Origin of the sequence: Dyella kyungheensis (assembly GCF_049913195.1) — a bacterium.
Taxonomy (GTDB): Bacteria; Pseudomonadota; Gammaproteobacteria; order Xanthomonadales; family Rhodanobacteraceae; genus Dyella; species Dyella kyungheensis.
Genome location: NZ_CP183983.1, coordinates 139755 through 155102, shown reverse-complemented (window position 1 = coordinate 155102; position 15348 = coordinate 139755). Strand labels below are relative to the sequence as shown.

Sequence of the window (15348 nt, the reverse complement as noted above, 5' to 3'; positions counted from 1 at the left end):
GCATTACCGTAACGCAGTAATAACAAAACCGCCCCGGTTCAAGGAGTGTTACCGACATGCTTCGTACTCGCACGATTGCAGGCGCCATTGCCGCCGCGTTGCTGATCAGTTCCCCGGCGTTCGCCGCCAAATCCCAGTTCGACAGCGTGGTGGTGTTCGGCGACAGCCTGAGCGACGCCGGCAATATCTCGCTGGCCACCAATCCGGCCATCCAGCCGCCGCTGGAATTCACCACCAACCCGGGCGCGGTGACGGTGCAGAACGTGGCGGGCCACTACGGCTACAGCCTGACCGCCTCGCTGGCGGGCGGCAGCGACTACGCCTGGGGCGGCGCCGGCGTGCTGACCAATTCGCCCGGTACGCCCGCGGCCGTGCCGACCATCACCACCCAGGTGAACGCCTACCTCGCTGCCGGCAAGTTCGACAGCAAGGCGCTGTACTCCATCTGGGGCGGCGCCAACGACATCTTCTACGCGGCCACCGCCGCCGGCGCCGGCGCCACCGCGCAGCAGCTGATCCAGCAGAACGTGCAGCTGCAGATCGCCCAGCTGCAGAACGCTGGCGTGCCCGCCGCGCAGATCGCCGCGCTGACCCCGCAGATCACCCAGGCCGTGACCGCCGCCGTGACCCAGCAGGTGCTCGCCGCCGCCGGCGTGACGGGCTTCCAGACCGCCGCCCAGGCGCAGGCCTCGGTGGCCGCCGCCGCGCAGCAGGAAGTGAAGCTGATCGGCCAGATGCAGCAGGCCGGTGCCAAGAACATTCTGGTGTTCAACCTGCCCAATGTCGGCCTGACCCCGTCCGCGCTCGAGCAGGGCGCCAGCGCCGCCGCCTCGCTGACCGGCCTCAGCCTGATCTTCAACGGCACGCTCAGCGCCGGCCTCGCCCAGATGGGCAAGGGCATCGTCCCGGTCGACACCTACAGCCTGCTCAATGAAGTGATCGCCAACCCGGGCGCCTACGGCTTCACCAACGTCACCAACGAGGCCTGCGGCGTGGGTTCCAGCTCCGTGGCTTGCGGCCCGGCCGGTTCGGGCCTGCCGTACACCTACGCGGCCGGCGCCAACCAGACCTACCTGTTCGCCGACGGCGTGCACCCGACCACCGCGGCCGACGTGATGCTGGGCCAGTACGTGATCTCCATCCTCAGTGCGCCGGGCTACGCCTCGCTGCTGGCGGAAGCGCCGCTGGCCTCGATCCAGGCCCAGAACCGCGCCATCCGCAACCAGATGCTGGCCGACGTCCAGGGTAGCGACACCCGCGTGTTCGCCAACGTCGACTACGGCGACCAGCGCTTCGATGCGAGCTCGGGCTCGCCGCGCACCTCCAGCGACAACGTCAACCTGACCTTCGGTGCGGACGTGCGCTTCAACGACAACTGGTCCGGCGGCGTGGCCATGAACATCGGCCAGCACAACGCCGACTACGCCGGCGGTGGCGGCTACAAGCTGCAGGACGTCTCCGGCCTGGGCTACCTCACCTGGTACCAGGGCGGCGCCTACGTCGGCGGCTATGTCGACTTCGGCCAGGACAACTTCTCCGACATCGAGCGCAAGATCCAGCTCGGCAGCATGCTGCGCAGCGAAACGGCCAAGGCCGATGGCAACCACGTCGGTGGCGGCATCAACGGCGGCTACTGGTTCGACGTGGGCACGCTGCGCACCGGTCCGTTCGCCAACTTCGAGTGGCAGACGGTCAAGGTCAACAGCTACAACGAGAGCGGCAGCGACTCCACCGCCATGTGGTTCGGCAGCCAGCAGCGCGATTCGCAGATCTCCACCCTGGGCTGGCGCCTGGAAGGCCACTGGCAGGCCGGCAACACCATGCTCTCGCCGTACGCCGAGCTGGCCTACAACTACGACAGCAAGGCTGACCCGCGCGCCGTCACCGCCGGCCTCAACGGCATGCCCGGCTCGTTCGAACTGGTCGGCTTCACCCCGGACAAGACCTGGGGCACCGGCGACATCGGCCTGAGCGCCCAGTTCAACAAGGCCTTCAGCGGCTGGGTCGGCTACAGCGGCCGCTTCGGCGACAACAGCCAGAAGTACAACAGCGTCAACCTGGGCATGAAGTACGCCTTCTAAGGTTGCGTTGGTTTTGCCAAGAAGCCGCCTGCGCGAGTGGGCGGCTTTTTTTGTTGCAGGGATCAGGGGCCGCGGAACCCGGCACAGGCGTCGCAAATCATTTAGCCATCCATATGGCCAAAATCCCGCACCTTACCGTGGGAGCGCCCTTGGGCGCGACAACCTGACGGAGCGACGCACTCAAGTGCACGCGTCGCGCCCAAGGGCGCTCCCACAGACTTCTGCGCTGACCTTGGTTCCCGGCTGATGCGTGCCCAACAAAAAAGCCGCCCTCGCGGGCGGCTTTCCGGGCGAAACGGCAGGGCTGCTTACTTGCCCTTGCCGCCGGTCGCCAGATTCAGGATCGAGGTGGCCTGCTTCTGCAAGCTGGCCGCTTCGTCGTCGGACAGCGGCGAGCTCTTGCCGCCCTGCTCGTTGGTCTTCAGCACCAGCGAACCGTCCGGGCCCCAGGCAGCGCGCTCGGTCGAGCTCGGCTTGGCGTCCTTGCTGGACTTCTTTTGCTGCACGACCACCCACGGCTTGCCGTCCTTGTAGGCGTAATCGGTGCTGTTGAAGCCCTTGTCGCCGTAGTCGACCTCTTCGCGGATGAACTTCACTTCGCCCGCTTCACGGAACACCTGCCAGCCGCGCGAGACCTTGTCTTCGAGCTTGGTGCCGTTGCTGATCTTCATGCCGCCGATCTGCTTCTGCACGCTGGTGAACGCCGCCAGTTCCTTTTCACCCTGGGTCTGCTCGGCAACGAGCTGGATGTTCACCTGGGTGGGCGCGCCCTTGGTCAGCACCTGGGTCTGCAGCGGCGGGTTGTAGCTGCGGTCGCCGTCGACCAGGGTGGCCTTCAGCACATACAGGCCGGCCGGGTTCACGTCGGCCGGGTTGAACGGCAGCTGGAACGAGAGCGGCAGGGTGTTGGCCGGCTGGATCGTCTTGGTCGCCAGCGGAGCGGCGTCCTGCGTCGACACGTCGACCAGGGTCAGATCCAGCTTGGCGTTCGGCGACACCGTGGCGGCGTCGCGCAGGGTGACCTGACCGGTGATCTGGTTGGTCTGGGCAGGCGCCTGGGCGGCGTCACCGCCATCCGTGCCGCCCTGGGACGACGGGGAAGAATTGTTGCAGCCGGCGAGAGCCAGAGCAGCGACCGACATCAGCGACCAAACAAGACGGCGCATGAGAAAACCTCTATCGAATGGCAGGGCTTAGCGCGAGAACCAACAGGCGCCCAACACGCCTCGACTCTACACGGGGGAGCCCCTGAGCATAGCCCAAACGTAAGGGCTTGTAAAAGTTGGCTCCATGCGCTTGCGTATGCAGGAGCATATGGCCGCCTAGACGGCCTGTGAACAAAAAGGGCGGCCCGTTTCCGGACCGCCCCTCGGGGTTGCAGCAATGAGGCTTAGAAGCGCTGCGAGTACTTCAGGTAGTAGAAGCGGCCGATGTCAAAGCCACCGTAGTAGACGAAGGCGCTGTTCGGCTTCGAGTACATGATGGGACCCTGCTTGTCGAACACATTGTTCGCACCCACCGAGACGGTGCCCTTCCACGGCAGGGTCCAGCGGAACTGGACGTCGTTGAAGGTGGTGGAACCGGTGTGACGCTGCGCCTGCGCGCCGTTGAACGGATCGACGTGGTCGATGTCGTTACATTCGGCCGGGTTGACGTAGGAGCAACGCTCGGTCATGCCCGAGTAATAGCGGGTGGTCCAGGTCATACCGAAGATGCCGCGGGTGAAGTCGAGCGACAGGTTCGAACGGGTGCGGAAGTTGCCGCCGTAGCCGGTTTCCGGCTGCACGATGGTGTCCGGATTGTCGTCAGCCTTGATGTTCAGGTAGTCGACGTAGGTGGTGTTCCAGTGCGCCGCGAACTGGCCGACCGCATCGATGGTGAAGCGGTAGTTCACGCCGAAGTCGTAACCCGCCGTCTTCTGCCAGCCCTTGTTGGTCAGGCCGTAGAACATGTTGGTGATGACGCCGTTGGCCGGATCGCGCGTGAAGCCCGAGCAACGCGAGCTGATGCCAGCCACGTAGCAGTCGTCCAGGATGTTCTGCACTTCGTCCTGGCTGATCACGTTCTTGATGTCGATCTTGTACCAGTCCAGCGACACGTCGAGGCCTTCGACGTAGTGCGGGCTGTAGATCACGCCGAACGTGCGGGTGGTGGCCGTTTCCGGGGTCAGCTTCGAGTTGGAGCCGGTGGTGAACTGGTAGTTGGTCTGGCACGGATAGGTGCTGCAGGGAGCCAGCGCCTGGCCCAGCTGCACATAGTTCGCCGCCACGCCCGGCTGACCGCCGAAGCCGCCGGTACAACGCGCGGCCACGGCCGGGTTGCCCTTGGCCGAACCGCTGCGGGTATCGCACGGGTCGGTGTACGACTCGAAGCTGCTGCCGATACCGCCGTACAGGTCGGAGATGGTCGGCGCGCGGAAGCCCTGCGCCCAGCTGCCGCGGACGAGCAGGTCGTCGATCGGCTTCCACTTGATGCTGGCCTTGCTGTTGGTGGTGGTGCCGAAGTTGTCGTAATCGGAATAGCGGCTGGCCAGATCGATCGACAGTTCGCGCGCCATCACCACGTCACGCAGCAGCGGCACGTCGAATTCGAGGTAAGCCTCGTTGACCGAGTACTTGCCTTCGGTCGTCGTGGCTGCCAGACCCGAGCTCAGGCCCGCCTGGTTGAAGGCGTCAGGCACGAAGCGGCCGTCTTCCTGGCGATGCTCCAGACCGGCGGCCACACCGATGTCGCCGGCCGGCAGGCCCACGAAGGTGCCGGCGATGTTGGCCGTGTAGTCGGTCGTGGTGGTCTTGCCGGTGTCGTGGAATTCCGGGAACAGGAAGTTCTGCAGATCATGGTCGGCCAGCGAGCCGGCGCCAGCCTGGCCGTACGGCAGCAGCGGGTTCCACGGCGAGCAGCCGGCGATCGGGTCGGCCGCGGTACCGCAATGCACCTTGCCATCCGAACCCAGGTACGACGGGCCCAGGGCTGCACCTGCGTTGATCAGGTTGAAGTCGCCATGACCGGTCTTGAGCATGTTGTTGCGATTGGTCATCGCGCCAACGTCCCAGTTCCAGGTGCGGTTACCCAGCTCGAAGAAGCCTTCGAAGCCGGCCGTCCAGCGATAGGTTTCCAGCTCGCTGTTGGTGGTGCGGGGCACTTCCCAGCCACGACGCGCAAAGTTCAGCGTGGTGCCCAGCGGATTGAAGTAGCTGTCGGCATCCAGCGGCGTGCCGAATGCGGCCGACTGGTACGGATAGCCGGCGATCTGCTGCAGGGTTTCACGCTTGTTGTAGAGGAAGTCGCTCTTGAACGTGAGGTTGTCGAGCAGGTTGTACTTGCCCGCCACGAACAGCGAGGTGCGCTCCTGGCCAGTGGCCAGGGTCATTTCCTGGTTGGCATTGGCGTAGCGCGAGGTGGTCAGCGGCTGATAGTTGGCGATGTCACGCGGGTCGGTACCCGGCTTCAGCGTACAGGTAGCGCGCGCGCCGCCCGGGCCGCAGGGACCGGTGAACGAGCCGTACTGGGTGATGCCGCTCCAGCCGTTGACGCCGTCGATCGCGTTGGGGGTCTGGTGGAACGGACCCGCCGGGTAGGCGCTGAACTCACGGTCCTTCGCCCAGACCGGATCGTCCTTCTGGTACTGCGCGCTGGCCATGATCGAGCCGCGGTCGTTGGCGGTACCGAGCGTGAAGTCGTAGCTCTGGCCCTTGCCGTCGTTGTTGTCGTACTGGCCGACGTAGGCATTGGCCTCGGCGCCGGTGAAGTTGCTGCGGGTGATCACGTTGACCACGCCGGCGATGGCGTCCGAACCGTAGATCGACGAACCGCCGTCCTTCAGTACTTCGATGCGGTCGATCACGGAAACCGGGATCTGACCCAGATCCTGCAGGCCCGAGGTGTTGGCACCCAGGCGCTTGCCGTTGATCAGGATCAGCGTGCGGTTGGGACCGAGGTTGCGCAGGTCGACGTAGTAGCCGCCCACGTCTTCGCCCGACGACAGCGCATTGGCGCGGCTGATCGGCGGCGAACCGACTTCGGTCAGGTTCTGCAGGATGTCCGCGACCGAGGTGAAACCCTGGTTCTGGATCTGCTTGCGGTCGATGGTCACCACCGGCTGGGCGGTTTCCACGTCCACGCGCGGAATGCGCGTACCGGTCACGGTGACCGTTTCGAGCTTCTTGGCCTCGGACTGGCTGGCGGAGGCGCTGGTGGCGTCCTGGGCCAGGGCCGGAGCCATTGCTGCGAAGGTACCTACGGTCAGAGCCAGGCGGACGGCCACCGTAAGTTTATTGTCAACTTTCTTGCGGAACTGCATAGTTTCTCCCCATTGAAAATGTCGGCCCCGACCGACATCAAAAAAGCCGTCTTGCCCCGCATTGGCAGGTTTCAGAGGCTTTGGACCTCAAAACTTGCTGTCTGCCAGCTGAACAGGCCGGCGCAATCGTGATTACCAAAACGCAACTATTGCGTTCTTGGTCTCGGTAGAAGTTGCTCCCCTCACGGCGCGACTTACCATGAACTTACGACCTTATGAGAGATTTCTTACGAGTGTCAACACTTTCGTAACGCTTGCTTCACGCTGACGCTCGAAAAATCCCCGGAACGCTCCCCTTTACAAGTCGCCATCCGCCAGGAAAATGCGATGAACATGCAAAAATTTTCGACCAACGAGTCCTCGTCCACCTTTGCGGATCGCATAAAAGTGCTGATTCAACGCGTGGGCAGCGTCACTGAGATCGCTCGTATGTGCGGTTTCTCTGAAGGCGTCGTGCGCAGCTGGCGCGACGGCAACACCGATCCGTCCCGCGCCCGCTGCGTCACGCTGGCCAAGACCATGGGCATTTCCCTGGTGTGGCTGGTGGCCGGCGAAGGCACCATCCAGACCACCGACGCGATGTCGTCCGGCGAAGACCAGACCAGTGCCGAAACGCTGGCCAACCGTCATCGCTCGAAGCTGCGTACGGCCGCCGATACCCTGCACGCCAGCGGCATGGCGATGGATCCGAACCGCCTCAACACGGCGCTGCGCATCCTGCAGTCGGAGCTGGACCTGGCGGAAAGCCGGCTGACCCTGGCCGACAACGCCGACATGCTGGCCGATCTCTACGAGATCCTCGGCCCGGGCGGCACGGACGTGGACGCCACCGCGATGGTCTCGTTCAACCAGCGCCTGCACGAACGCGTGAAGCGCGGTCGCCAGGTCGCCGCGGCGTAAACCGTCGGTCGACGCAAGGCATAAAAGAAAACGGCAGCCCGAAGGCTGCCGTTTTCGTTGCGCCGGTGATCGAACTTACAGGCGGGCGATGTCGGCAATGGCGCCGAACTGAGCCTTCAGCTGGCCCAACAGGGCCAGTCGGTTGGCGCGCACGGCCGGATCGTCGGCGTTCACCAGCACGCTGTCGAAGAACGCGTCCACGGGCGCCTGCAGCTGCGCCAGGCGGGTAAGCACCGCCGCATAGTCGCCTTCCTGCAGGGGAGCGCGGGTGTCGGCGCGGGCCGCATCGAGCGCCGCGTGCAGGGCGCGCTCGGCGTCCGCCTCGAAATGCGCCGGGTCCACCGTGACGCCGACCGGCGTAGCGCCGGCCTCCTCGGCTTGTTTGCGCAAAATGTTCGCCACGCGCTTGTTCGCCGCCGCCAGGCTCAATGCCTCCGGACGCCGGCCGAACTCGCCCACGGCGCGCAGGCGACGGTCGAAATCGACCAGGCTGGACGGCGACACCGCCGCCACCGCCTCGAACTGCTCGCCCGTGAAGCCCTGCTCAGCGTAATAGCCGCGCAGGCGGTCGAGCACGAACTCCACCAGTTCATCGGCCAGGGCAGCGCGGCGCTTGCCGGCATCCAGCGCCGGTGCCTTGCCGTCCTTGCCCGGCTTGAGGCCGGCAGCGAGGGCGGCTTCCGGCAACAGCTCGAGCGCTTCGACGAAGCTGCCGCGCAGGTCCAGCTCCAGCCCGCCTTCCACCAGCGTGCGCGCCAGGCCGAGCGCGGCGCGACGCAGCGCGAACGGATCCTTGTTGCCGCTGGGCTTCATGCCAACCGCAAAGATGCCGGCCAGCGTGTCGAAACGATCGGCCACCGCAAGCACCCGGCCCACCTGGCCGGCGGCAATCGCGTCGCCGGCAAAGCGCGGCTGGTAATAGCTGTCCAAAGCCTCGGCCACGTCGGCCGATTCGCCATGATGGGCGGCGTAGTAGCGCCCCATCACGCCCTGCAGTTCGGGGAATTCGCCGACCATGCGGGTGAGCAGATCGCACTTGCTGAGCGAGGCCGCGCGCGTTGCCGCGCCGGCATCCACGCCCACGCGGGCGGCGATGATGCGGGCCAGCTCGGCCACCCGCACGCTCTTGTCCCACAGGCTGCCCAGCGCCTGCTGGTAGGTGACGTTCTTCAGCTGGTCCTGGTAGCCGGCCAGCGGCGTCTTGAGGTCTTCGTCCCAGAAGAACTTCGCGTCGGCGAAGCGCGGACGAATCACGCGCTCATAGCCCTTGCGGATCTCCGTGGGCTGCTTGCTCTCGATGTTGGCCACACCGATGAAGTGCTCGGTCAGCTTGCCGTGTGCATCGAACACCGGCACGAACTTCTGGTTGGTCTCCATGGTGGTGACCAGCGCTTCCGGCGGCACGGCGAGAAACTCGCGATCGAACTTGCAGGCGATTGCGATCGGCCATTCGGTGAGATTGGCGATCTCGTCGAGCAGCGCATCGTCAAGCTGCGGCACGCCGCCGGTTTCCTTGGCCACGCGAGCCACTTCATCGCGAATCTTCTGGCGACGCTCGGCCGGATCGGCCAGCACCTTGGCCGCGCGCATCGAATCGAGCCAGATGTCGGCATCGGACACGTGCACCGGCTGCCCGTGCATGAAGCGATGACCGCGCGACTTGCGGCCACTGGTCAGACCCAGCACGCTGCCGTCGACGATGTCCGCGCCGTGCAGCATCACCAGCCAATGCACCGGGCGCACGAACGTGTAGTCGTGATCGCCCCAGCGCATCGGCTTGGGAATCGGCAGGCCCTTGAGTGCTTCGTCGACGATCTCCGGCAGCAACGATGCCACCGGCTGGCCCGGCTTCACCGCACGGAATACGAACCACGAACCCTTGTCGGTTTCGAGCTTTTCCAGCTGTTCCACGGTCACGCCGCACGACTGCGCGAAACCTTGCAACGCCTTGCCTGGATTACCTTCCGCGTCCAGCGCGGCATTCACGGCGGGGCCGCGACGTTCGACGTTCTGTTCCGGCTGATTGACCGCGACCGACGGGATATGGACGGCCAAACGCCGCGGCGAGGCGTACAGCTTCGCCTCGTCCAGATTGGCCTCCACGCCACGCTTTGACAGCCCATCGCTGACCCCGCGCAGGAACGCGGCGGCCAGTTCGTCCAGCGCCTTCGGCGGCAGTTCCTCGGTGCCCAGTTCGATCAACAGCGGCTTGCTGGCGGCGCTCATGCGGCCTGCTCCTTGACGTTCTTCTTCAGGCCCGGGAAGCCGAGCTTTTCTCGTTGCGCCACATACGCCTCGGCCACCGCGCGACTGAGCGTGCGCACGCGCAGGATGTAACGCTGGCGCTCGGTGACGCTGATGGCTCGACGCGCGTCGAGCAGGTTGAAGGTGTGGCTGGCCTTCATCACCTGCTCGTACGCCGGCAGAGGCAAGCCGGCGGCGATCAGCTTGTTGGCCTCGCCTTCGCACACGTCGAACCAGCGCAGCAGTTCCGGCACGTTGGCGTGCTCGAAGTTGTAGGTGCTCTGTTCCACTTCGTTCTGATGGAACACGTCGCCGTAGGTCACGGTGCCGTACGGGCCTTCGGTCCAGATCAGGTCGTAGACGTTGTCCACGTTCTGCAGGTACATGGCCAGGCGCTCGAGACCGTAGGTGATCTCGCCGGTGACGGGCCGGCATTCCAGGCCGCCGGCCTGCTGGAAGTAGGTGAACTGGGTCACCTCCATGCCGTTGAGCCACACCTCCCAGCCCAGGCCCCAGGCGCCCAGCGTCGGCGACTCCCAGTTGTCTTCGACGAAGCGCAGGTCGTGCACCAGCGGATCCAGACCCAATTCCTTCAGCGAACCGATGTACAGGTCCAGGATGTTGTCCGGGTTCGGCTTCATCACCACCTGGTACTGGTAGTAATGCTGCAGGCGGTTCGGATTCTCGCCGTAGCGGCCGTCGGTGGGACGGCGCGACGGCTGCACATACGCGGCCGCCCACGGCTCGGGGCCGAGCGAACGCAGGAAGGTGGCGGGGTGGAACGTGCCGGCGCCGACCTCGGTGTCGAGAGGCTGCAGCAGGACGCAACCCTGCGCCGCCCAGTAGCGGTTGAGGGTCTGGATCACATCTTGGAAGGTGCGCGCGGACATGGCTTTCCGTGGGCTTCAATAAAGCGGGTTAGTATAGCCGGGACCGCTTTCCTCGCTGGATTTCGGCGTTGAAAGCCTACCGGAGAGATCGCCGCATGGCCGCTTCACCGCAAACCGTATCCCTGCTCGGCCGCCGCAGTCGGCTGGCGCTCGATGAAATGCTCGCCACCCTGGTGGTGGATGGCTACCTGCTAGCCGAAGACGCCAAGCAGGTCCGCATGGGAACGCGCAGCGGCCGCGCCACGGTGGAGTTGCACCCGCTGGTGCTGGTGGCCAATGCCAAGCTTCCCAACCAGCGCGATCCCGGTCGCCCGCTGAGCCTGGAGGCGCTGACCGAATGGCTGGCCGGCCACGCCCAGCTGCCGTATCTGAAGATCGACCCGATGAAGATCAACGTGGCCGCGGTGACCCAGGTGGTCAGCCGCGCCTACGCCGAGCGCCATCGCATCCTGCCAGTGGCCGCCGCTTCGGGCGAGGTGACCTTCGCCACCTGCGAGCCGTTCGACAACAGCTGGGCCGCCGATCTCTCGCAGATGCTACGCCGCGACGTGAAGCGCGTGGTTTCCAACCCGATCGACATCAACCGTTACCTGCTGGAGTTCTACGGCGTACAGCGCTCGATCCAGCTGGCGCAGGACGCCAAGACCACCGGTTACGACTCCTCGGCCATCCTCAACTTCGAGCAGTTGCTTGAGCTGGGCAAGGGCGGCGAAGTCGGCGCCGACGATCGCCACGTCGTGCACATCGTGGACTGGCTGCTGCAGTACGCGTTCGAGCAGCGCGCCTCGGACATCCATCTCGAACCGCGCCGCGAAGCCGGCCTGATGCGTTTTCGCATCGACGGCGTGATGCACAAGGTGTTCGAACTGCCGCCGCCGGTGATGACCGCCGTGACCGCGCGCATCAAGATCCTCTCGCGCATGGACGTGGCCGAGAAGCGTCGCCCGCAGGACGGCCGCATCAAGACGCGTTCCGCCTCGGGACGCGAAGTGGAACTGCGCATCTCCACCATGCCGACCGCGTTCGGCGAGAAGGTGGTGATGCGTATCTTCGATCCGGACATCGTGGCGAAGGACTTCTCGCAGCTGGGCTTCTCGCCCGACGAAGGCGAGACGTGGCGCGGGATGGTAGAGCGCCCGCACGGCATCGTGCTGGTCACCGGCCCCACCGGCTCGGGCAAGACCACCACGCTCTATTCCACACTCAAGCATCTGGCCACGCCGGAGTTGAACGTGTGCACGGTGGAAGACCCGATCGAAATGGTCAGCCCCGAGTTCAACCAGATGCAGGTGCAGGCGGCGATCGATCTGGACTTCGCCACCGGCGTGCGCACGCTGCTGCGACAGGACCCGGACATCATCATGGTCGGCGAAATCCGCGACCTGGAAACCGCGCAGATGGCGGTGCAGGCTTCGCTGACGGGCCATCTGGTGCTGTCGACCCTGCACACCAACGACGCGCCCAGCGCCATCACGCGCTTGCTCGATCTTGGCGTGCCGCATTACCTGATCCAGTCCACGCTGACCGGCGTGGTGGCGCAGCGCCTGGTGCGCACACTTTGCGCGCATTGCAAGCAGGCGGTGGAACAGGAACCGCACGAATGGACCGCGCTCACGCACGGTTGGGACGTGCCGCTGCCGGAAAAGGTCTTCAAGCCGGTGGGTTGCCTGGAATGCCGCAATACCGGCTTCATGGGCCGCACCGGCATCTACGAAATGTTGCCGCTGTCGGCACGATTGCGCGGACTGATTTCCTCGCAGCTCGACCTCGGCCACTTCGGCCACGCCGCGCTCGCCGAAGGCATGCGCCCCTTGCGCATTTCCGCCGCGGCGCAGGTGGCGCGCGGCGTCACCACGGTGAAGGAAGTCCTTACCGTGATTCCCCCCATCGAACACGGCGTCGTCTGACGGCGCTCCCGACCCATCCATTGCACTCGTCGTATCGCATCGCATGAAGCCAGTCCTGATTATCCGCACCGGTCGCGCACCCGCTCCCATTCGTGCACGTCACGGTGATTTTCCCCACTGGTTTCGCCTGGGCGCACAGCTCTCGCCAGATCGTATTCGCGTTGTCGATGTGGAGGCCGGCGAGGAGCTTCCCGCGCCCAATCAGGTGGCGGGCGCGCTGATCACCGGCTCCGCGGCGATGGTCACCGAGCGCGCTGCGTGGAGCGAGCGCACCGCAGGCTGGATCCGCGACGCGATGGATGAAGAACTGCCGATGTTCGGCGTGTGCTACGGACACCAGCTGATGTCGCATGCGCTGGGTGGACGCGTGGACTATCTGCCCGGCGGTCGCGAGATCGGCACGGTATCGCTCAACGTGCTCGATGCCGCCAGGAACGACCCGCTGGCCAGCGCGTTGCCGCTGGAATTTCGCGCCCACGCCACCCACGAGCAGAGCGTGCTGGAACTGCCCAAGGGAACGACGGTGCTGGTGAGTTCGGCACGCGACCCGAATCATCTCGTGCGCTACGGCAAGAATGCGATGAGCGCGCAGTTCCATCCCGAATTCAACGCCGACGTGATGCGCGCCTATATCCATCGCAAGCAACACGATATGAAGCGCGAAGGCTTCGATCCGCACCACACCTTCAAGCAGGTGGCGCCCACGCCGCTCGCGCGGCGCCTGTTCCGCCAGTTCTCGCGCCATCACGGTCTTGCTACCGGCTGACGTGGCTGTCACGCAGACCATCTAGAATCGGCCCATGGGCGCAAGGCAGGTTCCGGCGCCGCCACACGGATGAGTAGCATGGGTCGACAACCGCATGTGCACCGCGCGTCGGTCATTGCCATGCGCCTGGTCGATATCGCCGATACCATCGATCTGACCGCAGCCGAGTCTTTGTGGGCCCAACGCGCGCGCACGGCCGCGGCACGCAGCCGACTGGTGACGGCGCCGCCCAAGGCCCTGACCTTCGGCGTGCCTCCGGTCGAGCTCACGCTGGGTTCGCTTGAAGTCGTCATCGGCGGACAGACGCTGCAGGCCACTGCGTTGGCAAGGCTCTACGAGTTCGGCGTGGCCGCGTTTTCCATCAGCGTTCCCGCCGACGATCTTTCGTGGATCGACTTCAGCGCACGCGTGAATGCCGTGGACGCGGCGCTGGGCCTCGCATCGGGAACCGAAGCCTGGAATCGCCTGCTCGCGCAGATCATGGACATCATGCATCCGGCACTGCTGCGACCGAGCGTGGCGGTACTGCACGAAGATTACCTGCTGGGGTTCGTGCATTCGCTCGAAGGCGTCGTGAGTACGGCGACGCTCCATGACGAGCTCGATCTGGTTCCCCTGCTCGCCGGCGAATCGCGAGCGCTGTCCGAGCCGGCACGGCAGGAGCTGCTGCGACAACGCTTCTCCTACTACACCGACGATCTCGCCGTGCTCACCTGGGACCGCGCCTTCATCTATGAACCGCGCGACGAATCGGACGTCGTCGACATTCTGGAAGTGGCCAACGCCCAGCTGCTGGAACTGCGCTACTACGACGAACTGCTCGATGCGGAACTACCACGCATGTACGACCTGGTGGAAGCGACACACAACGTCGCCAATCCCCTCGCCGCGCGGCGCTACGCGGATCTGGCACGGCATCTCTACACGCTGGTGGCGGAAGTCACCGAGGTCACGGAGAAAGTGGACAATGCGCTGCAGGTCACGGAGGACGTCTATCTGGCGCGCGTGTACGCCGCCGCACTGGACCTGTTCCGCGTGCCGCACGTCAGCAAGGCCGTGGACCGCAAGCTGGCGATCATCCGTGACAGCTACTCGGCACTGTATGAAGAAGCCTCAAGCAAACGCGGCGAACTGATGGAACTTGCCATCATCCTGCTGATCGCGGTGGAGATCGTGATCGCCGTGATGCGCCACGGTTAGACGGCTACTCAGCGGCCGCGCGGCGGCATCGGAAACGGCGTGATCTTCTGCCCGTCGCTCGCATCGCGGATCACCAGTGCGCCCTTGTTCTCCACTTCCTCGATGCGCACCACCGATTGCATCGGCAGGTGCAGCACATGGGTGTCCTTGAACTCGTCGCGCAATTTTTCCTCGGTGGGATCCACCAACAGGCCTTCACCCACGGGTTCGAACACCAGTTCGCCGACTTCGGTAAATCCCCAGAGGCTGCTGGATGCAACGTGCCGCGCATAGAGCTCGTAGCACTTGCCCAGGTGCAGGAAGGTCACTTTGTAGAGTTTCTTGGTACGCATGCGCCCATCTTATCCGCGTAGACGCCGCGCGATGCCCTCTCGCGCGAACAAGGCAAAAGCGACGCCGAACAGGAAGCCGGCAATGTGCGTCCACCACACCACCGCGCCGTAACTCGGGCCGGCATAGCTGAAGAGCAACTGCAGCAACACCCAGATGCCGATCAGCAGAAAGGCCGGGACGCGCACGAATTCCAGGTACAGACCCAATGGCAACACCAGCCCCAGGCGGGCGCGGGGAAACAGCGCTATGTAGGTTCCCAGCACCGCCGACACGGCACCGCTGCAACCGATGATCGGCGAGCGCACGCCGGCCAGGGAAATTGCGCCCACCAGGTTCGCCACCATGCCACCCAGGACAAACAGCAGCAGGAAACGCAACGAACCCAGCGCCCGTTCCGCGGGCAGGCCAAAGATCACCAGGAACAGCAGGTTGCCCAGCAGATGCAGCCAGGCCAGGTGGATGAACAGCGCGGTGAACAGGCGAAGCAGCGACGGATCATGCAGTTGCGGCAGCAGCGGCGCCTTCGCGTCGAAGATATTCGCCGGCACGGTGCCCCATTCCAGCCACATCGACATGCGCTGCGGCGCAGGCATCAGTGCCAGGCCGACGAAGCTGATCACGCACACGACCACCAGGAGCACGGTTGCCCATTGCACGTTCCGGCGACGGCGGGTTTCGACATGGACAAACACTTCAAGCGCTCCGCGGCATGCAGGTCAGACGAGCC

Annotated in this window: 11 protein-coding genes; 5 read left to right on the top strand and 6 right to left on the bottom strand. The window is 65.0% G+C overall.

Translation table 11 applies throughout. From position 1 onward, the window contains the following. Positions 1–56 precede the first annotated feature (56 nt). Positions 57–2081 carry an autotransporter outer membrane beta-barrel domain-containing protein gene (locus ACN9MB_RS00615; RefSeq protein WP_204637983.1) on the top strand — a complete coding sequence of 675 codons (2025 nt, stop codon included), beginning with the start codon at positions 57–59 and terminating at the stop codon, positions 2079–2081. Between the two features lie 308 nt (positions 2082–2389). On the opposite strand, the gene ACN9MB_RS00610 is transcribed toward ACN9MB_RS00615, so the two are convergent. Further along, positions 2390–3247 (bottom strand): YbaY family lipoprotein, encoded by an 858-nt coding sequence (locus ACN9MB_RS00610; RefSeq protein WP_204637985.1) that lies wholly within the window; start codon positions 3245–3247, stop codon positions 2390–2392. A 224-nt stretch (positions 3248–3471) separates the two neighbouring features. Further along, positions 3472–6381, bottom strand: coding sequence for a TonB-dependent receptor domain-containing protein (locus ACN9MB_RS00605; RefSeq protein ID WP_204637986.1), 2910 nt, complete (start codon positions 6379–6381; stop codon positions 3472–3474). A 327-nt stretch (positions 6382–6708) separates the two neighbouring features. On the opposite strand from ACN9MB_RS00605, the gene ACN9MB_RS00600 reads away from it, so the two are divergent. After that, positions 6709–7281, top strand: coding sequence for a helix-turn-helix domain-containing protein (locus tag ACN9MB_RS00600; protein ID WP_204637988.1), 573 nt, complete (start codon positions 6709–6711; stop codon positions 7279–7281). Positions 7282–7356: 75 nt separating this feature from the next. Here the strand turns inward: ACN9MB_RS00600 and glyS are convergent, their stop codons facing one another. Continuing rightward, on the bottom strand, positions 7357–9507 hold the full coding sequence (glyS, locus tag ACN9MB_RS00595) for a glycine--tRNA ligase subunit beta (RefSeq protein WP_426270406.1): 2151 nt from the start codon (positions 9505–9507) through the stop codon (positions 7357–7359). Beyond that, complete coding sequence (gene glyQ / locus ACN9MB_RS00590; protein ID WP_426270405.1) at positions 9504–10415, bottom strand: glycine--tRNA ligase subunit alpha; 912 nt, start codon at positions 10413–10415, stop codon at positions 9504–9506. The genes glyS and glyQ overlap by 4 nt, the downstream gene beginning before the upstream one ends. A gap of 95 nt (positions 10416–10510) precedes the next feature. On the opposite strand from glyQ, the gene ACN9MB_RS00585 reads away from it, so the two are divergent. The 3 genes from ACN9MB_RS00585 (at position 10511) to ACN9MB_RS00575 (ending at position 14288) form a co-directional block, all read left to right on the top strand. Next, on the top strand, positions 10511–12322 hold the full coding sequence (locus ACN9MB_RS00585) for a GspE/PulE family protein (RefSeq protein ID WP_204637993.1): 1812 nt from the start codon (positions 10511–10513) through the stop codon (positions 12320–12322). Between the two features lie 43 nt (positions 12323–12365). Further along, entirely contained in the window at positions 12366–13088 is a 723-nt protein-coding gene (locus ACN9MB_RS00580) for a glutamine amidotransferase (RefSeq protein WP_204637994.1), read from the top strand. A gap of 78 nt (positions 13089–13166) precedes the next feature. After that, positions 13167–14288 (top strand): hypothetical protein, encoded by a 1122-nt coding sequence (locus tag ACN9MB_RS00575; protein WP_426270404.1) that lies wholly within the window; start codon positions 13167–13169, stop codon positions 14286–14288. Positions 14289–14296: 8 nt separating this feature from the next. On the opposite strand, the gene ACN9MB_RS00570 is transcribed toward ACN9MB_RS00575, so the two are convergent. Then, entirely contained in the window at positions 14297–14620 is a 324-nt protein-coding gene (locus ACN9MB_RS00570; protein WP_204637996.1) for a DUF1820 family protein, read from the bottom strand. 9 nt (positions 14621–14629) lie between these two features. After that, positions 14630–15313 (bottom strand): rhomboid family intramembrane serine protease, encoded by a 684-nt coding sequence (locus tag ACN9MB_RS00565; protein WP_204637998.1) that lies wholly within the window; start codon positions 15311–15313, stop codon positions 14630–14632. Between the last annotated feature and the right edge of the window lie 35 nt (positions 15314–15348).

Bases quoted from the DNA above. Each gene is read 5' to 3' on its own strand.
- ACN9MB_RS00610 (WP_204637985.1), bottom strand. From the start codon at position 3,247: ATGCGCCGTCTTGTTTGGTCGCTGATGTCGGTCGCTGCTCTGGCTCTC.
- ACN9MB_RS00575 (WP_426270404.1), top strand. From the start codon at position 13,167: ATGGGTCGACAACCGCATGTGCACCGCGCGTCGGTCATTGCCATGCGC.
- ACN9MB_RS00615 (WP_204637983.1), top strand. From the start codon at position 57: ATGCTTCGTACTCGCACGATTGCAGGCGCCATTGCCGCCGCGTTGCTG.
- ACN9MB_RS00585 (WP_204637993.1), top strand. From the start codon at position 10,511: ATGGCCGCTTCACCGCAAACCGTATCCCTGCTCGGCCGCCGCAGTCGG.
- ACN9MB_RS00600 (WP_204637988.1), top strand. From the start codon at position 6,709: ATGAACATGCAAAAATTTTCGACCAACGAGTCCTCGTCCACCTTTGCG.
- glyS (WP_426270406.1), bottom strand. From the start codon at position 9,507: ATGAGCGCCGCCAGCAAGCCGCTGTTGATCGAACTGGGCACCGAGGAA.
- ACN9MB_RS00570 (WP_204637996.1), bottom strand. From the start codon at position 14,620: ATGCGTACCAAGAAACTCTACAAAGTGACCTTCCTGCACCTGGGCAAG.
- ACN9MB_RS00580 (WP_204637994.1), top strand. From the start codon at position 12,366: ATGAAGCCAGTCCTGATTATCCGCACCGGTCGCGCACCCGCTCCCATT.
- glyQ (WP_426270405.1), bottom strand. From the start codon at position 10,415: ATGTCCGCGCGCACCTTCCAAGATGTGATCCAGACCCTCAACCGCTAC.
- ACN9MB_RS00605 (WP_204637986.1), bottom strand. From the start codon at position 6,381: ATGCAGTTCCGCAAGAAAGTTGACAATAAACTTACGGTGGCCGTCCGC.